The 20,323-nt window shown below is 48.7% G+C and carries 15 protein-coding genes; 12 read left to right on the top strand and 3 right to left on the bottom strand.

Annotated elements, in window-relative coordinates; translation table 11 throughout:
* Positions 1-14: 14 nt before the first annotated feature.
* Positions 15-836 (bottom strand): hypothetical protein, encoded by an 822-nt coding sequence (locus Cabys_RS13875; protein WP_006926729.1) that lies wholly within the window; start codon positions 834-836, stop codon positions 15-17.
* Between the two features lie 101 nt (positions 837-937).
* On the opposite strand from Cabys_RS13875, the gene Cabys_RS13870 reads away from it, so the two are divergent.
* Entirely contained in the window at positions 938-1,618 is a 681-nt protein-coding gene (locus tag Cabys_RS13870) for an inorganic pyrophosphatase (RefSeq protein ID WP_006926727.1), read from the top strand.
* Between the two features lie 392 nt (positions 1,619-2,010).
* On the top strand, positions 2,011-2,889 hold the full coding sequence (locus Cabys_RS13860; RefSeq protein ID WP_006926726.1) for a damage-control phosphatase ARMT1 family protein: 879 nt from the start codon (positions 2,011-2,013) through the stop codon (positions 2,887-2,889).
* Here Cabys_RS13860 and Cabys_RS13855 read toward each other — a convergent pair.
* On the bottom strand, positions 2,879-3,250 hold the full coding sequence (locus tag Cabys_RS13855) for a response regulator (RefSeq protein ID WP_006926724.1): 372 nt from the start codon (positions 3,248-3,250) through the stop codon (positions 2,879-2,881). The two genes, Cabys_RS13860 and Cabys_RS13855, sit on opposite strands and share 11 nt — an antisense overlap.
* 609 nt (positions 3,251-3,859) lie before the next feature.
* On the opposite strand from Cabys_RS13855, the gene sov reads away from it, so the two are divergent.
* From sov to Cabys_RS13815, 8 genes are all read left to right on the top strand, one after another.
* The gene (gene sov, locus Cabys_RS13850; protein ID WP_044280941.1) at positions 3,860-10,030 is read left to right on the top strand and encodes a T9SS outer membrane translocon Sov/SprA; all 6,171 of its coding nucleotides are present in this window, start codon (positions 3,860-3,862) and stop codon (positions 10,028-10,030) included.
* Between the two features lie 9 nt (positions 10,031-10,039).
* The gene (locus tag Cabys_RS13845; RefSeq protein ID WP_006926722.1) at positions 10,040-10,927 is read left to right on the top strand and encodes a M28 family peptidase; all 888 of its coding nucleotides are present in this window, start codon (positions 10,040-10,042) and stop codon (positions 10,925-10,927) included.
* Positions 10,917-11,783 carry a 50S ribosomal protein L11 methyltransferase gene (prmA, locus tag Cabys_RS13840; protein WP_006926721.1) on the top strand — a complete coding sequence of 289 codons (867 nt, stop codon included), beginning with the start codon at positions 10,917-10,919 and terminating at the stop codon, positions 11,781-11,783. Before Cabys_RS13845 ends, prmA begins: the two co-directional genes overlap by 11 nt.
* Complete coding sequence (locus tag Cabys_RS13835; RefSeq protein WP_006926720.1) at positions 11,773-12,705, top strand: Ppx/GppA phosphatase family protein; 933 nt, start codon at positions 11,773-11,775, stop codon at positions 12,703-12,705. Before prmA ends, Cabys_RS13835 begins: the two co-directional genes overlap by 11 nt.
* Positions 12,706-12,902: 197 nt before the next feature.
* Positions 12,903-13,394, top strand: a complete 492-nt coding sequence (locus tag Cabys_RS13830; protein WP_006926719.1) for a hypothetical protein — start codon at positions 12,903-12,905, stop codon at positions 13,392-13,394.
* Entirely contained in the window at positions 13,394-14,869 is a 1,476-nt protein-coding gene (locus Cabys_RS13825) for a sialidase family protein (RefSeq protein WP_006926718.1), read from the top strand. The genes Cabys_RS13830 and Cabys_RS13825 overlap by 1 nt, the downstream gene beginning before the upstream one ends.
* 15 nt (positions 14,870-14,884) lie before the next feature.
* The gene (locus Cabys_RS13820) at positions 14,885-15,820 is read left to right on the top strand and encodes a PorV/PorQ family protein (protein WP_006926717.1); all 936 of its coding nucleotides are present in this window, start codon (positions 14,885-14,887) and stop codon (positions 15,818-15,820) included.
* Between the two features lie 9 nt (positions 15,821-15,829).
* Positions 15,830-16,738: a PorV/PorQ family protein gene (locus Cabys_RS13815; RefSeq protein ID WP_006926716.1), complete on the top strand. Its 909-nt coding sequence runs from the start codon at positions 15,830-15,832 to the stop codon at positions 16,736-16,738.
* Positions 16,739-16,819: 81 nt separating this feature from the next.
* Here the strand turns inward: Cabys_RS13815 and argF are convergent, their stop codons facing one another.
* Positions 16,820-17,737 carry an ornithine carbamoyltransferase gene (gene argF / locus Cabys_RS13810; RefSeq protein ID WP_006926715.1) on the bottom strand — a complete coding sequence of 306 codons (918 nt, stop codon included), beginning with the start codon at positions 17,735-17,737 and terminating at the stop codon, positions 16,820-16,822.
* A gap of 212 nt (positions 17,738-17,949) precedes the next feature.
* On the opposite strand from argF, the gene Cabys_RS13805 reads away from it, so the two are divergent.
* Both Cabys_RS13805 and Cabys_RS13800 read left to right on the top strand, forming a co-directional pair.
* Positions 17,950-19,095: a DmpA family aminopeptidase gene (locus Cabys_RS13805; RefSeq protein ID WP_006926714.1), complete on the top strand. Its 1,146-nt coding sequence runs from the start codon at positions 17,950-17,952 to the stop codon at positions 19,093-19,095.
* On the top strand, positions 19,092-19,937 hold the full coding sequence (locus Cabys_RS13800; RefSeq protein WP_006926713.1) for an aminotransferase class IV: 846 nt from the start codon (positions 19,092-19,094) through the stop codon (positions 19,935-19,937). The genes Cabys_RS13805 and Cabys_RS13800 overlap by 4 nt, the downstream gene beginning before the upstream one ends.
* Positions 19,938-20,323 lie beyond the last annotated feature (386 nt).

Raw genomic sequence — 20,323 nt, 5'->3', positions numbered from 1 at the left:
TCTTTCTCATATTTTTAAATCTTGCCGGTTTCCACGCTCATGGTTTCGTAATTGAGTTCCGAGCCCATAACGCTGTGGGGAATCAGAAAAACCACAAACATTACCACAACGGCCAGCAAAATCCAGTATTTAGCGCGTTTTTCACCGCGGGCGATCGTTTGCCAGAGGGCGATCAACCAGAAGATCATGGCAATTAAGGTTTTGTTATCCGTCAAATCCCAGCCAAAAGGCACGCCCGTCCAGTAAGCATCGAAAGCAAATTTCTGCACAAACGGCCCGAATACCATTCCCCCCACAAATAAGACCGCGCTGGTTAAAATGACGTAAAACTTGATCCTGGGCCCATCTGTCAGAGTTTCAAACAGAGTGTACATGGCAAGTAACATGCTCAAAAACATGAATAACACATGGGGCGCCAGCACATAGGCAGGCACCTCGCCTTTAAAGCGGATGACAATGGCCGAGTCGTGCGGTACGTTAACCTCTTTGTCTCCATGTTTGAGTACTACAAAATATTCCAGCTTGCCGGCGGGCGGCTGGGCGGGCAGATCGGCTTTGAGCGTTTCATTCTCGCGAACCATGGGAATCACAGTCCATGGTTCATTCATTTTATATCTGCGGAAATGGAGTTCTGCTTTAACGGACGTATCAGGAATGGCCAGCGTAATGGGTTGAGGCGTAAAACCGCCGTGACTGCGCGGGAATTTCATTTTGTACTGTTTGCCCGCAATTTCAAAGCTGGTCTTCAACGGATAGGTTGGACCGGTAGTCCGTTGATAATATGCTGCGGATAGAGTGAGGATGATAGCCAGAATCCATTTAATACTATTTTTCATAAACAACTCCTACTAAAAAATCAAACTGGCATTGGCATTATTTTCGCAATAAATTAAGTATAAATACAATTAACCATAATTTCAATTTAAAAGGAGCCGAAATGCAAAAAAATAATGAACCAGTGCTGTCGTTGATGGGCTTGCTTTTCAGAGCGCATCCCTGGCATGGGGTGGATGTGGGGGATGATGCGCCGGAAATTGTAAACGCCTATATCGAAATGACGCCCACCGATACAGTAAAATACGAACTGGACAAGCAATCGGGGCTTTTAAAAGTGGATCGCCCACAGCGTTTTTCATCCATGCCGCCCATGTTGTATGGCTTTATTCCGCGCACCTATTCCGGCGAACGTTCGGCCGAATACTGCAATAAAAAAACCGGCCGAACCGATATCATTGGCGATGGCGATCCGCTGGATATTTGCGTGTTGACCGAACGCCCAATTACCAAAAGTAATATTCTGGTGCCGGCGGTGGTTATTGGCGGCATTCGCATGATCGATAACAACGAGGCAGATGATAAATTGGTGGCCTACCTGCGCAATGATATCATCTTTCAAAAATGGGAAGATATTACCGACGTGCCGGGCGAATTAATCGAACGGTTAAAACATTATTTTTTAACCTACAAAGATATTCCCGGCAGCAAACGGCACCGCACGGAAATAACCGGCATTTACCACAAAGAAGAGGCCTTTGAAGTAATTCGACGCGGACGTAAGGATTACGAGACCAAATTTGCCGGGATTGAGGAAGCAATCAACGCCGCATTTAAAAAATAACAACTGCCAGCGTCTGCTCGCCCAAAACAGGACGGTCAGAGGCTGTCCCAAAAGTTAAAGACAATGTAGTTTTTCAAAGTTTTTCTTTCCCTCACCTCCTTTAATTCCCCCTCTTTTGAAAAGCGGGTGAGGGGAAGTGTAAACTTTTCCATGTTATTTATTTAATGTCGCTTTTGAGACATCCTCTGATGGCCCCGGGCAAAAAATCGTATTATCCCATGAAAAATGGGGCGCAATCCTCGGCGAACGTTTCTTTCCCAACGCACCTGGTCTGCCGCAAAAACATTCATGAAAGCAGCCCTCTCTTACATTTAAAATGGCAAAAGTTTCATTTCGTTTTTGCGCAAAACTTTATTAAATTGCCGACCTTGAATTAAATTAGAGGAAACGGAATGAGAACGCATTTTAGTTGTATTCCATGTATTTTGCGCCAGACGATTGAAACGGTGGAGCTGGTTACAGATAAGCCGGAGATAAAAGAAAAGGTCGTCAATAAAGTGCTTAACTATTTAACCACCATAGATTACAACGTACCGCCGCCGGTGATCGGCAAGGAAGTTTACCGCATCATTCATCAAGTAACAGGAAATCATGATCCCTATCATGAGTTGAAAATCAAATACAATTCACTGGGCCTTGCATATTACGATGATCTGTTAAAGATCGTTTTCAGGAATCCGGAACCGGTATTAATGGCCGCAAAGCTGGCCGTGGCCGGTAATGTGATCGACTTTGGCGCGCAAGTTAAAGAAATTGACATTCAAAAAACGATTCATACGGTAGAAGACCTCTATTTTGAAATCAATGACTTTGAGCGTTTTATTGAAGATCTGAAGCAATCAAGAAAAATTTTGTACCTGGCTGATAATGCCGGCGAAATTGTTTTTGATCGGTTGTTTATTGAAATTTTACAGCGCTACTATCCCGAGCTGGGCCTGGAGTTCACGGTAGCCGTACGCGGGGCCCCGATTATTAATGACGCTACGCGGGAGGACGCCCTGATGGTGGGCATGGATAAAATTGCCAGGATTGTCGATTCCGGCGACGACACGCCGGCCATGGTGCTTGATCAGGCCTCCGATGAGCTGAAGCAGGCCTTTGAACAGGCCGATATGGTTATCTCCAAAGGGATGGGAAACTACGAAACCCTGGATGAGCGGCACGAGTTGATTTATTATCTGTTGCGCGTCAAGTGCCCTGTGGTCAGCAAGATCATTAACGCCAAAGAGGGCAGTCTGGTTTTTAAACGGAATGAAGATTTTAATGATTGAGCTTTTGTTGCGTAACGCTTAAAATGGCCTCTAACAGTTCGTTCAGTTCAAAGGGCTTTTCAATATAGGTGCTGGCCCCAACCTGCAGGGGATTCACCTTCATGTATTTTAGCTCCACCGCGCTGATGACAATGATGGGAATCTCCGGCAGTCGTTTTTTGATCCTTTGCAGTAATTCGATGCCGTTTAACCCCGGCATTTTAAAATCCAATAAAATGCAATCAGGCCGATTGTTTTCTAAATATTTTTCCACTACAAAAGGGTTTGCGATGACATCCACTTCAAAGTTTTTCATGTTCAGAATATTTTTTAAAGAATTCGAATAATTGATGTCATCATCGACCACCAAAATGCGTTTCATAATCGTACTCCATGATTCCATACTGCAACATTTTTACTGTCATGATGTTGCATGCCGGCAACATCATTAAGCGAATCATTCGATTTTTTAATAATTTAAAGCAAAACTGCTTTTATTGCGAAAAAAAATGTTCAACAATTATGCCAGGTGGGCGTTATGGCTTGTAATAGAAGTGGCGGGTCGTCCTCTGTTTATTTGAAAAACAGAACGTTTTGGGTAGAAAGCGCGTTTGTCAATGCTGAAAATTTAAATAAAAGCATTGAAATGATGAAACTGCAAACGATTTGCGGCGTTCAAACATAATTCATAGAAAAGGTACTGAATTTATCTATTGAAATAGATTTGAATTAAAATTAATATCCCATTAAATTCTTTTTTTATTTATTAAGCTTTAAAATGGAGGAGGTTTACTGAACCAATTGATACGGTAACTAACTTTTGATGTTTAATTGAATGGGTATTGAAAAAAGTTTGAAAGCACAATCAGGTTTAGGAACCAATCTTCTCCATTGGAAGCGGTTGATTTTTTTATTCTTTGCTCTATCTCTTCCGATCGGGGTATTTTCTCAAATTGGAATACGAATTCCTCCACCGCCCAAATCCGTCCGTTTGTTTGAACCGAGCGTGGAGGGACTTGCCCGGTTAAAATACGATTCCACCTTATTTGTAAAAAAGCCAAGGGTTTTGCGGCGGCAGGTTACGATGGATTCCACCGCGCGTTTTGTCGCCTTTCGCGAAGCTATAGACGGCACCGATATCTTTTTGCCTGCCGTGGTTGACCTGGAAACTTACATTAAATTGCGTTTGAAATATGACACGCAAAAATTGTGGCGTCAAGCGCTCACTTACAAATTTGGGCAACAAACGGAAAGCGGTTTTGGCGCCATCAAATTAGATATTCCTTTGCACATCAAAAGTAAAACCTTTACGCGCATCTTCGGATCGGATCGCATCGGGCTCAAAGTAACCGGTAATATCTCTTTCGACCTTTCCGGGCGCAGCGAAAAACGTTCCGGTTCGGCTATTTCTGCGCTGGAAAACCAGAACACCTTTAGCCCGCGTTTTAAACAGACGCAGCAATTTACGGTGGAAGGTAAAATCGGCGAAAAAGTAACCGTTTCCGTTGAACAAAACAGCGAGGCGACGGTAGATATCGAAAATACGCTCAAATTGCGCTATGACGGCGACGAAGATGAAATTGTGCAAAGCATTGAAGCGGGAAACATCTCCTTAAGTCTGCCGGCAACCAAATACGTTATTTTTGGCGGTTCAAATAAAGGCTTGTTTGGGTTGAAGTCTAAAATACAGGTGGGCAACCTGTACATGACCACCATTGCTTCGCTGGAAAAAGGACAGCAACAGGAATTGACCATTAGCGGCAGCGCTAAAGAATCCAGTACCACCATTCGCGATTACGAGTTTATTAAAAATCGTTACTTTTTTATTGATAATTTTTATCGGGATCACTTCGAAGACGGATTGAAAGACGATCCGCAAACCTTCTCTTTTGTGGCGGGTACGGAAGTTCTGCAATTGGAGGTATGGGTTTCTACCAGCTATGCCGATGATGGCGTGCGGCGCGGCGTGGCAACCATTGATCCCTGGGCCTACCTGGATGCCGATCTGAAATATCAGAACATCGATCTGGATACCGTGGCCACCGATGAACGCACCAAGCAAACCGGCTATTTTAGACAGCTAATAGAGGGCAAAGATTTTTATTACGATAAATATCGCGGTTTTTTCTGGTTGAACCAGGGCGTTGAAAATAACCAGATTTTAGCGGTGGCCTATGCCACGGCCAATGCTTTCAGCGATCCCAATGTGCCCACCGTGGGCACCATGAGCGAGACCCTGCAGGATACCAGCCAGGCGGTGATTTTGAAAATGATTAAGCCGCGTCAAATTCAGCCCTCTTACGAAGAGACCTGGCCGCTGATGATGCGCAATGTGTACTTTTTGGGCGGCACCAACATCGAAAAGAGCGGTTTTGAGCTGCGCATCGAAAACAACGTAAACGGCACGCACCAGATTTATCCCGAAGGCAGTGACAGAACCTACCTGAATTTACTGGAGCTTGATTTACTGGATGAAAACGGCAATCGCGTGGAAGGGGGCGATGAAAAGGTTGACTACAACCCGTACATCATCGACTTTAAAAACGGTATTTTAATTTTCCCCTCTTTGCAGCCTTTCAATCCAGAACCGGGTAGCCGTTTTGCCGGCCGACTGCCGGAAAAAGACCTGGTCGATATGTACAGATTGAACAATTCCAACAGCTCGGAATTTGTTAAGCGCAGTAAATTTGAAATTATCGTAACTTCCAAAAGCACCAAATCAACCTTTGATCTGGGATTTTATGTTTTAGAAGGCAGCGAAGTGGTTACCCTGGGCGGGCGCACCCTTACGCGCGATAAAGATTACATTATCGATTATTTTACGGGGCAGTTAACGCTGCTCTCTCCAGAGGCCAAGCGCAGCAGCTCAAATATTGAGATTAAATATGAACGGGCCAATTTGTTCCAGCTGGATAAAAAAACCATCTTCGGAACGCGGCTGGAATATCGCTTCTGGGAAAAATCGTTCATTGGCTTTACGGCGCTTTACATGAATAAAAGCACGCTGGATCAGCGTGTGCGCGTGGGGCAGGAACCCTTCCGCAATTTCGTGTGGGATATCAATGCTTCGTTTGATTTTAAGCCGAGAATTATTACGCGGCTGCTTGATAAGTTGCCCATTGTTGAAACGAACGCCGAATCCAGAATAAAGGTCGAAGGCGAATTCGCCCAGGTGTTGCCCAATCCGAACACATTAAATAACAAAGGTACGGGCGACGACAACGGCGTGGCCTATATCGACGATTTTGAAGCCAGCAAACGCACCACCACCCTGGGCATCCGCTACCGCACCTGGACCATGGCCAGCGTGCCTTCGGTTATTCCTACTTTAAACGAAACGCCCATCGAAGCGCTTGGTCCTCAGGAGCGGAGATCGGAAATTTTTGCCCGCGACCGGGCGCGCGCCCACATCGTGTGGTTTAATCCCTATCGGCAGGTGCCTATTAAAGACATCTGGCCTAACCGCGACGTGAATGCGCAAACAGGACAGACCACCAACGTGCTGGGCATTGATATCTGGCGCGAAAAAGGCAGCGATCCGGACAGCGCCTGGGCCGGAATCATGCGTTCCACGGCCTCTTTTGCCAACCAGGAAAAAACCAAATACATCGAACTGTGGATATTAGGAAACCAGGGCACCGTGCACATCGATATCGGTCAAATTTCGGAAGACTGGTACATCCGCGGTAAAAACTGGCGCGGCGAAGATAGTTACGGCAACCTGAACACCGAAGATAAAAACACCAACGGCCTTTTGGAAGAAGATGAAGACGTGGGCCTGGACGGCATCCCCAACGGGCAACCGGGAGACGATCCCAACGACGACTGGCATGAAGTGCAGTTAAACGCCTGGAACCGTTACGACGGCGTGCTGTACGACGGCATTAACGGAACGGAAGGCAACAGTCAGGCGCGGGAAGCACGCTACCCGGATACCGAAGACCTGGACGGCGACGGCGACGTTTCTACCGTTAATTCCTATTTTGAATACAGCTTTTCTCTGGACGGCAGCGACGAAAATTCGCAAAAATGGCTGGTCGGCTCCACCGAAAAAGGCTGGCGACAGTTCAGAATTCCTATCAAAGATTACACGCGGGCGGTCAATAATCCGGACACCACATTCCAGCAAATCCTCAACGTGCGTTTGTGGTTTAGCGATATTCCGGAAGAAGAACGTACGCGTATTTTAATCGCCACCTTTGATTTTGTGGGCAATGAGTGGGAAGAAACCGGCATTGCGCGCGACGAAAAATCTGACTTTGTTCTCAATGACTCGCTCTTTTCGCTGGCCGTTTACAACACCGAAGAGAACGTGGAAGAGATTCCCGGCGGGCCGGAACCTTACCATTCGCCGCCCGGCGTTACCGGCGTGCGCGACCGCATTACGCGCGCCCTTTCCAAGGAACAGTCCCTGGTAATGCGCTTCTTTGGCCTGCAACCGGGAGAAATTGCCGAAGCGCGTAAACAGCTCTATCAAAGAATGAGCCTGGTCGATTACAAAAAATTAAAAATGTTTGTGCACGGCGACCGCATGTTGCCCGCCGATCCGCCGGAATACAATCAAGAGGGCATCCCACTTTCTGATCCGTCGCCCATTCGCTTTTATTTGCGCTTTGGCTCGGATGATAAGAATTATTATGAATACGGACAGGATGTGTACGCCCACTGGCATCCGGACAATAACATAGAAATCGATCTGGACGAGCTGGCCGCCATTAAGTCTGACGAAGCTTATAACGTCGGTACGGTCGACAGTCTGGTCTATCTTCGTAAGTTGCCGGGCCGCGTGGAGGCCTATTACAAGGCGGTGGGCAAGCCCAGCTTAAACACCATCCGCTATTTTATTATCGGCGTTAAACACCGCGGCGATGAACCCGGACGCAGCAATGAACCGTTTGTCGGCGAGATCTGGTTAGACGAAATGCGTCTTTCGGATGTGCGAAAGGTAAAGGCCACGGCCATGCGTCTTTTAACCAGCATGAAGTTTGCCGACGTTTTTAACTTTAACGCTCAGTGGGAAAGCAAAGACGCCGATTTCCACAATGTCAGCAAACAATTCGGCAGCGGCAATACCGACGAACGACAAAACTATTCGGCCAAACTCTTTTTGCACAAATTTTTGCCGGATTTTCTGGATCTGTCCATTCCCATTGACGCCCGGGCTTCGTTTAGCCGCAGCATCCCCAAATACGTAACCAATACGGATCAACTTACCCATTATCAGAACGACACCTTCACCAAAAAGTTGAAGTCGCTCTTTGGGTTACGAAAACTGCCCGAGGAGATGGAAACCATTACCACCAAAAGCGAAGTGTACGGAATCGGAACCACCATTAAAAAACGTTCCAAGTCTAAATTCTGGCTGCTGCGCTACACGCTCGACGGCATCACCTTTGACGTGGACTATTCAAAGAAAAAGAGCAGCAACTGGGAAACCGCCTTTAACCGATCGGAATTGTTTAAAGAATCGTTTGTCTATTCCGCGCCTCTGGGACGCAATAAGGGCATAGAGCCGTTTAAATTTCTGAAAAAAGTGCCGCTATTAAAGAGACTCAGTTCGCAAAAATTCTATTACATGCCCTCGCAGCTCAGTTTTAACGTGAGCATTACTGACAATAAAAAAGAACTACTGCGGCGCAGCAACCCCAAGCTTAGCGTTACAAAAAATATCAATACGACGCGCTCCTTTCGGCTGGGGTACAAAATGCTGAATAGCCTTGATTTTAGCTTTTCGAGAAATTACACTTCCGATGCGGACGTGAAAGGATACACGCACAAAAAATTGATAAACAGAATATTTTCTAAGGGCGATTTTGGGCTGGACACCAACATTCGTCAGCAATTTCAGGGAAATTACAAACCCACCCTGTTCAAATGGTTGAAACCCAGTTTTAGCTTTAGCAGCAATTTTAATTATCAATTAATCATGCCCAACGAGTACAAAAACGCATCCAATTCCATTAACAAGCGGCTGGATTTAACCTTTAATCCGGGAGAGTTCATCAAAACGATTTACAATCCCCGAAAAAAACAACCGGCTCAAAGAAGCGGCAGCCGTCGCCGGCGTTCTATCAGAAGACCCAAACAACAGGATCAGAAGCAAACGGAGAAAAAGGAGGAGAAAAAGAAAACCTTCTCCTTCCCCAATCCTCTGATGTGGGTGTACAATACCATTGCCAGCTGGAGCAATATCCGAACCAGTATTTCGCAGGACGAACGCGTTCAGCACCGCTATCTGGCGGACATGCCGAGCTGGGAATACCAGTTTGGCTTTACCAGAAGTCCGGGCATTCCGCAGGATTCGACTTTAAATGTGAACCTGGTTGGGCCGGTGGAAAGCAAAACCCTGTCCATTCGCACTTCAACCAGTTTTAAAATTTTGAATAATGTCAGAGCCTCATTAAAACACGATATGCGTTCTCAGGAAAGCCGTTCGGATTATGGTAAGGCGGGTTCGGGCAGCAAAACGACTTCTTACTTCTTTTTAGGCGATGATCCCAAGGCTAATTTCCGCGGACTGGCCAGCATTAACGCCTTCATTCCCGATTGGAACGTGCAAATCAGCGGCCTGGAAAAGATGTTCTTCTTCCCCAAATTTGCGCGCTCCATCAGCATCACCCATGCGCATAACAGTAAGTACACGGAAAACCTGACGCTGAAATTGGGCGGCGGATTGTTGCCCACCACGCAAACCTTTACCAATGCCTGGCAGCCGTTAGTGGGCGTTAATATTTCCACTAAATGGGGAGTCACCGGCACCATTCGTTACACAAGCACCACCAACTATTCGTATTCCACCAGCGGCGGCGCAACCAAATCGGCGCAGACCAATTTTAACCTGTCGTTCAGCTATTCGCGGACACAGGGCTTTCGTCTTCCGATATGGCCGTTTAACAACAAAAAGTTTAAAAACGAGATCAATTTTAATTTGACTTTTGACGCTTCTTCCAGTAAAACATTTCAGCGGCAATTTGGCGAAGATAAGTTTATCGAAAAACAGAGCAACAGCAACTGGAAACTGCGTCCCGCGGCCACCTATCGGTTTAGCTCGCGCGTTCAGGGAAGTCTGTTCTACGAAACGGGCGTTTCCAAAAATAAAATTTCCGGTAAATACTCTTACAATGAGTTTGGTATTACCGTCAATATTGCCATCAGAGATTAAAGGAGAACGATGAAGAGAGTCCTTTTCTTTTTTGTTTTGTTTGCCTTGCATACGACGCTTGTGGCACAGTTTAACGATCAACGGGCGTTTCAGTATCTGGTAAAACAGGTGGCGTTTGGGCCGCGCAATCCCAATAGCGAGGGACATCAAAAGTGTCTGGAATTTTTACATCAGGAGTTTAAGCAATTTGCCGATACGGTCATTTTGCAACCCTTTGAATGGTACGACGCCTATCACAAAAAAACGCTCAAACTGACCAATGTCATCGCCCGTTTTCAGCCGCAAAATGAAAGACGGATTTTTCTGGCCGCTCACTGGGATACGCGCCCCAGGGCTGATATGGATACGGAAGAGAATAAAAATACGCCCATTCCGGGGGCTAACGACGGAGCCAGCGGCGTGGCTGTTTTGCTGGAAATCGCTCGTGTTTTGCAAATGCAACCGCCAACCAATATTGGCGTCGATCTTGTTTTGTTCGACGGCGAAGACTACGGCCGGCAGGGACATCTGGAGGAGTACTTTTTAGGCTCCCGCTATTTTGCCAAGCATTATCACCGCTTGAATTTTTCGCATGAATTCGGCATTTTAATCGACATGATCGGCGATGCGCAATTGAACCTTAAACGCGAAGGGTATTCGGTGAAATATTTGCCCTGGCTGGTTGATCGCGTCTGGAAAACGGCGCAAAATATGGGCTATTACGAGTTTTCGGATCAATTTCTGGGCTATGTGGACGACGACCATGTGCCCTTGCTGGAGGCGGGCATCCCCTGCATTAATATTATTGATTTCGATTATCCTTACTGGCATACGCTGGAGGACACGCCAGACAAATGCAGTCCGCAGAGCCTGGGTATCATCGGACGTGTTTTACTGGAAGTTATTTATGAGCAATAAGTGGGTTTCGGTTAAGGTGTTGGCGGCGCCTTTTTTTCTGGAAAGCCTTTCCGGGCCGATTTTTGCCACGGGCGCTCAGGGCATTCAGGAGCAGGAAAACGACTTTATCGTTTATTACGATTGGCAGGACTGGAATCAGGATGTGTACTGGTTACTACTCGGACTGTTTTCGGAGGTCATTCCGGACTTTGATGAGACGCGCCTGGCGGTGGAAACGCACGACGAACAGAACTGGCTGGAAAAATGGAAACAGAGCTTTAAGCCGTTCAAAATTGGTCAGCGGATTGTGGTTGCGCCAGACTGGGAGGAATATGCGCCCCGGCCCGGTGAAATCTTGCTTAAAATTGCGCCCAAAATGGCGTTTGGCACCGGCCATCACGAAAGCACGCGCCTGTGCCTGAAGCTACTGGAAAAGTATTTTCGGCCTGAAACGCGATTGCTGGACGCCGGAACGGGCAGCGGCATTTTGAGCATTTTTGCCGCCCGCCTGGGAGGGCGCCACATTCTGGGCATTGACAACGATCCTGTGGCCATTGACAATGCGTGGGAAAACGCGCGCTTAAATCAGGTTGAAGACAGGCTGCGGTTTGAAGTGCGGGATGTGGCCCAGCTGCCGAGGGGACGCTTCGACGGCATTGTGGCCAATATTAATCGCAACGTTCTGCTGCAGATCGCCTCCGGCCTGGTTAGCGCTCTGTCTGAAGGCGGTTGGCTTATTCTTTCTGGCCTGTTAAAGAGCGATCGGCAGATGGTGGAAGACGCCTATCTAAAAAACGGCCTGCAATTACTGGAGGCAGCCACGCTGAACGAATGGCTGGCGCTGGTTTTTAAGAAGGATGCGGCCGATGACAACTGACCAACCGCTTGCCGTGGCAGACCTGGGCTCCCACTCGGCGTTGCTGTTAATCGCCCGCCAGAAGGGCGGTGAGCTGGAAGTTTTGCACGAAGATTTTGTAATTACGCGCCTGGGGCAGGGCGTAAAACAGAGCGGCCTTTTAAGCGAAGAGCGGCAGCAATTGGCCCTGCAGGTTTTAAAGGACTTTAAAGAACGGGCCGCACGCTTTGGTTGCTCGGCATTGGAAGTGATTGCCACCGAGGCCCTGCGTAAAGCGCGTAACGCAGAATCGTTTAGTCAAAGGGCGCGGCAGACGTTGAAGCTTTCCATTAAAGTGCTTTCTGCAGAAGAAGAAGCGCGTTTCGCTTATCTGGGCGCCATTTCGGTTTTTGACGGATTTGAGAAACAAAAATTTACGGTGATCGATGTGGGCGGCGGCAGCACGGAAACGACCCTGGGCCGCGGCAGAAAAATAGAAGCGCATGCTTCCTTTCCGCTGGGCGCGGCGCGTCTGGCGGAAGAGATGAATTTTAAAATTCGCCTGACAGATGAAGACTACCGGCGTTTGCAAGAACGAGTGGAACGAGAATTGGTAAATAATCCTTTAAGGAATGAAACGGACGATTCCAGAGTTGTAGTAGGTTCGGGCGGCACCATAACCACCCTGGCTGCGATTGTGCACCGCATGCGCGTTTACGATGCGCAGCGGATCAGTAAAACCACGCTGGAACCGGAACAAATTAAAGCGTGGTTCCGGCGCATCAATGCAATGGATTTAAAAGAACGATTGCGCCTGCCGGGATTGGAAGCCGGCCGGGAAGACGTACTGCCTTACGGGCTGCTTATTTACGTGACGATGATGGAAGCGGGGCAGATTAAACGCCTGCATGTTTCTGCGCGCGGCCTGCGATTTGGTTATTTGCTTTCATTGTTGAATAATTGACATTTGAGCGGTCAGGCAGGCGACAGGAAATCGCGCTAAATATTGCAACAATGGCAAAAAAGCTATTAATATAAAGTTGTGGTTAAAAAAATTGCGGACTGGTAATGAATGCGTTGCCGCCGCAGGTAATTTTTTAAAAATGGATCGATTGATGATTCATCTGTGTAAATGACCGATCTAAAAAAATGGAGTAACGAATGGTAAAGCGAATGAGATGGGCGATGATCATTTCAATAATCGCCCTGTTTATCTGGCAGTGTGATGACAATGGCACGGGCGGCGATAACAACGAAAAAAACGTGCCCGGCGAAATTTTGTGGGTTTCGGTTCCGGACAGCATTCAGGTGCCGCCAGCCGGCTTTTTTCACAAAGCGCTGGTTACTGCGGCTGTGGCCGATTCCAATGGACTGGATGATGTGGATTCCGTTTATTTTTATTCTAAAAAACCGGACGGTTCTCTGGCCAACAATGGTTTGCCTTTAGTGATGGTGGATAACGGGAAACCGTTCAATATTAACAATCCCTGGGAAGAAGCCGGCGACGAAACGGCGGGCGACGGCATCTATTCTTTAACCATTTTAATCGATAATTCGGCGCAAACAGGCAGGTATTATTTTACCTTTTACATGCGCGATAAAGCCGGCAATTTGTCCGATAGTGTTACAGATTCAATAGAGGTTTATCAATAATGAAAAGTTTTTACATGCAATTTGTCCTGATATTTTTGCTGCTCAGCGCGCAGCTTTTTTCTCAAGCCATGTTCAAAACGTCGTTCAATCTGGCGCAGGATGAGCATCCATTTGCTCAAACGCTTTACGGCAACGGCATTGTGGACCTGACGGCAAAAGATTCTGTTGTGTGGGTGGCCACGGGCTACGGCTTGAGCAAAGCGGTGTACGATCTGCAGAGCGATGACTGGCGTTGGACCAGTTTTACGGAAAAAGAATACAAAGGCAAGGGCGGGGTTTCCGCGTTTGGCTACATGGACGATCGCACATTCTGGATTGCCACCGCCTTTGACACGTTAACGGCCGTTTCGGACGAGAGCTTGCCCGCCGGCAGCGGATTGAGTTACACGCGCGACGGCGGCCAGACATGGATTCATGTGCCGCAGCCGGTGGACAGCATAAACGAGGATCGTTACGCGCCCACCACCACCGTCATCCAGAATTTAATTTACGATCTGGCTTTTATCGACAGCACGGTGTGGATTGCCAGCTTTGGCGGGGGGCTGCGGCGTTCGGACGACATGGGCAAAAGCTGGCAGGTGGTTACCACCGACGGCAAGTTTTTTTCCAGTTTACAAAACCTGAACCATCGCGCCTTTTCATTGCTGGCCGTCAACGATACCCTGTGGGTGGGAACGGCCGAGGGCATCAGTAAGTCGGCCGACAACGGTCAGACCTGGGAACGCTTTGTGTTTGAAAAAGACAATCCGCACTCCATTTCCGGTAATTTTGTGGTGGCGCTGGCCTACCAGCCGGAAGCGAACGCGGTGTGGGCGGCCACCATTCAGGCTGAGGACACCAGCGAATTCCGCGCGGTGTGCGTGACGTACGACGGCGGCAAAACCTGGCAGCGTAAACTGGTGGAAGAGGATATTTTTGCCCACAATTTCGCCTTCTACGGCCAACAGGTCTTCGTCGCGGCTGATAAGGGCCTGTATCACTACCTGCCGGAACAGGATAAATGGGAGGTGATTACCGATATTCAGGATTTTGAATCGGGCAATGAAATTTTTCAACCGGAGTATTATTCGGTTACGGTGCAAATGTGGAACGATTATCATTTTGCCTGGCTGGGCAATGCCGATGGGCTGGCGGTGCGCCGTTTGAATGATCCGCTTGCCGACTGGCGCGTGATCCGTTCGTTTGTTTCGACGAAGGTGCGCGCCAAACCGGCTGTGTACGCCTATCCGGTGCCCTTTTCGCCCGGCCGTCATTTTTTTGTACGGTTCGAATACGATACCGACAAAAATCTGGACGAGCCCATTCGTATTTATGATTTTGCCATGGACCTGGTGGCGGAAATTCCGCCATCCAATTTAAAGCCGAAATGGGACGGTAAAAATCAAAAGGGCGATGTAGTGGCCAGCGGCGTTTATTTCTTTAGAGCAAAGGTAAACGGCCAGGTCACCTGGGGTAAAATTGTTGTGGTCAATTAACGCGTGGATGGAAAAATGAAAAGATTTTTGATTTTGTTAGTTAGCGTTTTTATGATGTTGCAGGGCAATCGGTTGCTGGCGGAGAGTAACGGTGGATACGCCGGGGCCTTTATGCGGCTGGGGCTGGGCGCCCGGCATCTGGCGCTGGGCAATAGTTCGGTAGCCGCGCCGGTGGACGCCTTTTCGTTCTATTACAATCCGGCTTTGAGCGCCTTTCACGAAAAACGGATGTTTACGCTTTCGCACCGTTTTATGTCGCTCGATCGCCGTTTCGATTTCATCGGCTTTGCCAGTAAAATTCCGCCAGGCGCGGGGTTTAGCCTGGGCTGGATCCACAGCGGCGTGGGCGATATTCAGGGCTACAACATGATCGGCGAGCAAACAGGTACAATCGATCATAATCTGAACGCCATCTATTTTAATTTTGCCCGCGTTTTTGCCGGCAAATTTGCCGTGGGGCTGACCATCAAGCACATGCGCGAAGATCTGAATTTTGGCGCCGATAGTTACAATGCCAGCGGCTGGGGCTGGGATTTTGGCGCGGCGTACCGCTTCAATCAAAAACTGACCGTAGCAGCCAGCTTGCGCGATGTGGGCTCTAAATTAACGGCCAACACGGAAAAGTTGTTTGAATTTGGCGGCACAACGGTTTTTACCTTTCCCAAAATCTGGAGCGTTGGCGCCACGTATTTAACGCCTTTGCCCTGGTTGCGCGTCAATTACGCCTTTGTGGGAACGGAACACGAAAACGGTCAACATCTGGGGCTTGAGGCCACCTATCGCAACATTCTGGCATTACGCTTTGGCTACAATAAGGATCAGCTAACCTTTGGCGCGGGAATGGGTTTTAAGCTCTGGAAATTTTTTACAACGCTCGATTATGCCTTTGTCCCCTCGGTGGTGGACGAGGGCGCCAGTCATGTTTTTTCATGGCAATTTTATTTGAATTAGGAGTTGAACATGCTTCGTACGATTTTAACGATTTTTTTAACGCTGGGCTTTGTGTGGAATGTTTTTGCCGGCAATGACGCCGGAATGGCCTTCTTAAAGTTGCCGGTCGATGCCCGTTCGGCGGCCATGGGCGAAGCGGCCGCGGCGCTGGCTAACGACGCCTCCGCCGTGTACTGGAATCCGGCGCTTCTGGCCCGAAACGAATCCAAAAGCCTGGTATTAATGCACAATGCCTATCTGGCAGATATCGCCCAGGAATTTGCCGCCTTTCAATTTGCCAGCGGCAAACACAAGATGGCCGTTGCTTTAAATTTAATGAATATTCCGGGGATTGAAATCAGAGGCAGCGTTCCGACCGAAAAGCCTGCCGGCGCCACGGAGGCCATTAATCTGGCGGCTTCTTTCAGCTATGCCCGCGCTCTGAACAACGGCTGGCTGGTCGGTTTGACGGCTAAATACCTGTACGAAAAATATTACCTTGAGGATGCCACGGGCTGGGCGTTTGATGTGGGGCTGGTTAAAAATCAATTTTTACGTCCCGATCTCGACCTGGGCGTTACGCTTCAGAATTTAGGCCGGATGAAGCCTTTAAATGTGGAATCCACCACACTGCCGATCATTATGCGCGCCGGCCTGTTGTACCACACGCCGCTGATTATGAATGAAAAACGCATGCTGGTCTCTTTTGACGCCGTGTATCCGGTTTATGAAGAACAGGTTAATTTTAACGGCGGCGTGGAAGTTCCCGTGTTGAAGACGCTGTATTTACGTTCGGGGCTGGTCTTCGACTGGGAGACGTTGCGCTACAGCGGCGGTTTTGGCTTGAATTACAAAAATTACCGTTTAAATTATGCCTTCAGTCCTTATCCCTACGATCTGGGCAATTCGCATCGTTTTTCTTTAAGCTGGCAATTTTGAATCCTGCAAATAAAAAAAAGGGCGCTCGTCGTAAAAAACGGAGCGCCCTTTGCCATTTAATGATCTTAAAATAAAAAGAAATTAAGCGTTGCACAACAATTTAGCGATGATGGCCTTTTGCACGTGCATGCGGTTTTCGGCCTCGTCAAACACGATGGACTGCGGCCCGTCGATGACGTCATCGGTGATCTCTTCGCCGCGGTGCGCGGGCAAACAGTGCATCACCAGCGCGTCTTTGCGGGCATGGGACATCAGTTCGGCGTTAACCTGGTAGGGCATAAACACTTTACGCCGTTTTTCGGCTTCGGCTTCCTGGCCCATGGAAGCCCAGACATCGGTGTAAACCACGTCGGCGTCTTTTACGGCCGCTTGGGGATCGTGCACGATTTCGATCTGGCTTACGCCGGCCTCACGGGCGCGGGTGAGGGTTTCGTCGTCTGGCTCAAAACCGGAGGGCGAACAGATAACCAGGTGCATGGGCAATTTGGAAGCCAGATTAACCCACGAGTTGGCCACATTATTGCCGTCGCCGATGTAGGTGATCTTTAAATCTTTAAGATGACCGCGTTTTTCCAGTACGGTAAAAATGTCGGCCATAATCTGGCAGGGATGGTTGTAGTCGGTTAAGCCGTTTATGACCGGTACCGACGCATACTCTGCCATTTCCAGAATATGGGCATGGTCAAACAGACGGGCCATGATGATGTCGTTGTAGCGGCTGACCACGCGCGCGATGTCTTTAACCGCTTCGCGTTTGCCGATCCCAATGTCGTTGGGGCTTAAGTAAAGGGCGTAACCGCCTAACTGGTACATGCCGGTTTCGAACGAGATGCGCGTACGGGCCGAAGGCTTGGCGAAGATCATGGCCATGGTTTTGCCCTTGCACAAATGGTGCTCTTCGCCGCGTTTGGTTTTTGCTTTAAGCTCTTTTGTCAACTCAAAAATCTCTTCCAGCTCTTCGCGGGAATAGTCGGCTATGGAAATAAAATCTTTTTTCATCAAAACCTCCTGTATTTTTAATCGCATCTTTAACTTGTTCAGAGAAGTACAATTTACTATTTTATCCGTTAAAATGAAAATCGAAAAGATGAAAGCGCCTTACTTTTTAGGCGAGAAAATGAGCTGATCGGAGCGGAAGGCAACAAAGGAACGGCGTTGGATGATCTAACTTAAGGAAAAATTTCTTTTTAATCGAAGGAAGGGCAGGGGCCATGAAACGTAACCTTTTACCCTTTTTGTTATTGATTCCCTTTTTGCTTCTGGCCGGCACAAAACGCGCGGCAGATTACGGTTTGAAGATTGGCGTTTTGCCGCCGGGGCCGTTGAATGCCATTACCGACGTAAAGGGCGTTAAGGTGGGGCATGTAACTATAATTAAGGGCGATTCGGTGCGCACCGGGGTTACGGCCATTTTGCCACATGGTGGGAACCTTTTTCAGGAAAAGGTGCCGGCGGCGGTTTACGTAGGCAACGGTTTTGGCAAGTTGACGGGCAGCACGCAGGTGGAAGAGCTGGGCAATCTGGAAACGCCGATTATTTTGACCAATACCTTAAGTGTTCCGGTGGCGGCCGGGGCTTTGATTGATTACACGCTTGGTCTGCCGGGCAACGAGGCGGTGCGCTCGGTTAATCCGCTTGTGGGCGAAACCAACGACGGCTGGTTAAACGATATTCGCGGGCGGCACGTTACAAAACAGCATGTGCTGCAGGCCATCCATTCGGCAAAGTCTGGCAGGGTGGAGGAGGGCTGCGTGGGAGCGGGCACGGGCACCGTCTGTTTTGGTTTTAAGGGCGGCATTGGCACGGCTTCCAGGAAATTGCCGGAATCTATCGGCGGCTGGACGGTGGGCGTGCTGGTGCAAAGTAATTTTGGCGGTGTTTTGCAAATTGCCGGCGCGCCGGTGGGCAGAGAACTTGGCGCGTTCTATTTGAGCGATCGGCTGAATTCCACGGCCGATGGTTCGTGTATGATTGTGGTCGCCACCGATGCGCCATTAAGCGCCAGGAACCTGAAACGGCTGGCCAAAAGGGCTTTGTTTGGCCTGGCCAGAATCGGCGGAATTGGCAGCAACGGCAGCGGCGATTATGTAATTGCCTTTTCCACCGCTAAAGAGGCGCGCGTGCCGTACCGGCAAAAGGATGCTTTTCAACAAAATAAACGGCTGCGCAACGAGCGCATGTCGCCGTTATTTTTGGCGGCGATCGAAGCCACCGAAGAGGCCATTCTTAATTCGTTATTTGCCGCCACAACAACGCGGGGATTTATGGGCAGGGAAGTAGAAGCACTGCCCATGGACAAAGTTTTGAATATTCTCAAACAACATCGTCTGATCAACGAACGCAGGGAGGCGCCGTGATTGCATTTTTAAACGGACAGTATCTTGCCAAAGACAGGGTGTGCATCAGTCCCGATGATCGAGGTTTTTTGTTTGCCGACGGTTTGTACGAGGTGGTGCGATTTTATCATAACCGGCCGTTTCGTCTGCGGGAACATCGGCAACGTCTGGAAAACGGGGCCAGAGAACTACGCTTTAATCGTTGCGAATTTCCTGAATTTGATGAAGTGTTGATGAACCTGATTGAAAAAAATCGACTCGAAAAAGTAGAAAGCGCCATTGTTTATTTTCAGGTGACGCGCGGCGCTGCGCCGCGTAGCCATCGCTTTCCTCCGCCGGAGACGCCGTTGACCGTTTACGCCTTTGCCCGAGAATTTTTCAGCGCGGTAGAAGAGCAAGAAAACGGCGCCGGGGCTATTCTGGTAGAAGATGACCGATGGGGCCATTGCGATTTGAAGACCATTGCTCTGTTGCCCAATACCCTGGCGCATCAAAAGGCGCGCGATGCCGGCGCCGTTGAGGCCTTGTTTGTGCGCGAGGGATTGATTCAGGAAGGAACGCACAGTAATGTGGCTGTAGTTAAAGGAGGAATTTTTTACACGCCGCCATTAACGCGGCATGTGTTGCCGGGCATTACGCGACAGGCGGTGATCGAACTGTGCCGGGAAGCGGACATTGAAGTGAAGGAGGCGGCGATCAGTAAGAACTTTTTGCTGGAGGCGGACGAAGTGATGATCATTGGCACCACGGTGGAAATTACGCCCATCGTGCGGATCGATGGCAAACTGATAGGTTCCGGCAGACCTGGACCGCTGACGCAACAATTACAAACCGCCTTGTTTAGGCTCACGCATAATATGTAAAATGAAAAAGGGGAGCAGGGAATTACGGTTGCGGATAACGAGCGGGCGGGAGGAAGGGCGGTTCGTTGGAATGCTCATCCAGATTGATGCGTCGGGAGGCGCCTTGGTTTGTCGTAAAATCCTTATTTAATTATCGTCGTCGACGGGGCAGAAAAGAGTTATCTTGCATTGTGTAAGCTCTGGTGCGCCAGGATAAGGCTGGCGAATCTCATAAGTTGAAAAGGAACTTATCATGACAATTGCCTGTTTGGTCATGTAGTCAATCGAGCGTAGTATTGGAGTGATCCATGCTGCGAAGCCTCGAACGACAAAAGTGTGAGCCATAACGTAAGTGAACCCGACTCGGCCTCGTTACGCTAAGTGAAAGTGGTCAACCTTCCAGAGGT

This window comes from Caldithrix abyssi DSM 13497 (assembly GCF_001886815.1).
GTDB lineage: Bacteria > Calditrichota > Calditrichia > Calditrichales > Calditrichaceae > Caldithrix > Caldithrix abyssi.
The sequence above is the reverse complement of the archived record's forward strand: the minus strand, read 5'-3'. Positions and strand labels throughout refer to the sequence as shown.

What these genes read in the sequence shown, in the direction of transcription:
- Cabys_RS13875 (WP_006926729.1), bottom strand. Translation starts at nt 836, where the DNA reads ATGAAAAATAGTATTAAATGGATTCTGGCTATCATCCTCACTCTATCC.
- Cabys_RS13870 (WP_006926727.1), top strand. Translation starts at nt 938, where the DNA reads ATGCAAAAAAATAATGAACCAGTGCTGTCGTTGATGGGCTTGCTTTTC.
- Cabys_RS13860 (WP_006926726.1), top strand. Translation starts at nt 2,011, where the DNA reads ATGAGAACGCATTTTAGTTGTATTCCATGTATTTTGCGCCAGACGATT.
- Cabys_RS13855 (WP_006926724.1), bottom strand. Translation starts at nt 3,250, where the DNA reads ATGAAACGCATTTTGGTGGTCGATGATGACATCAATTATTCGAATTCT.
- Cabys_RS13845 (WP_006926722.1), top strand. Translation starts at nt 10,040, where the DNA reads ATGAAGAGAGTCCTTTTCTTTTTTGTTTTGTTTGCCTTGCATACGACG.
- prmA (WP_006926721.1), top strand. Translation starts at nt 10,917, where the DNA reads ATGAGCAATAAGTGGGTTTCGGTTAAGGTGTTGGCGGCGCCTTTTTTT.
- Cabys_RS13835 (WP_006926720.1), top strand. Translation starts at nt 11,773, where the DNA reads ATGACAACTGACCAACCGCTTGCCGTGGCAGACCTGGGCTCCCACTCG.
- Cabys_RS13830 (WP_006926719.1), top strand. Translation starts at nt 12,903, where the DNA reads ATGGTAAAGCGAATGAGATGGGCGATGATCATTTCAATAATCGCCCTG.
- Cabys_RS13825 (WP_006926718.1), top strand. Translation starts at nt 13,394, where the DNA reads ATGAAAAGTTTTTACATGCAATTTGTCCTGATATTTTTGCTGCTCAGC.
- Cabys_RS13820 (WP_006926717.1), top strand. Translation starts at nt 14,885, where the DNA reads ATGAAAAGATTTTTGATTTTGTTAGTTAGCGTTTTTATGATGTTGCAG.
- Cabys_RS13815 (WP_006926716.1), top strand. Translation starts at nt 15,830, where the DNA reads ATGCTTCGTACGATTTTAACGATTTTTTTAACGCTGGGCTTTGTGTGG.
- argF (WP_006926715.1), bottom strand. Translation starts at nt 17,737, where the DNA reads ATGAAAAAAGATTTTATTTCCATAGCCGACTATTCCCGCGAAGAGCTG.
- Cabys_RS13805 (WP_006926714.1), top strand. Translation starts at nt 17,950, where the DNA reads ATGAAACGTAACCTTTTACCCTTTTTGTTATTGATTCCCTTTTTGCTT.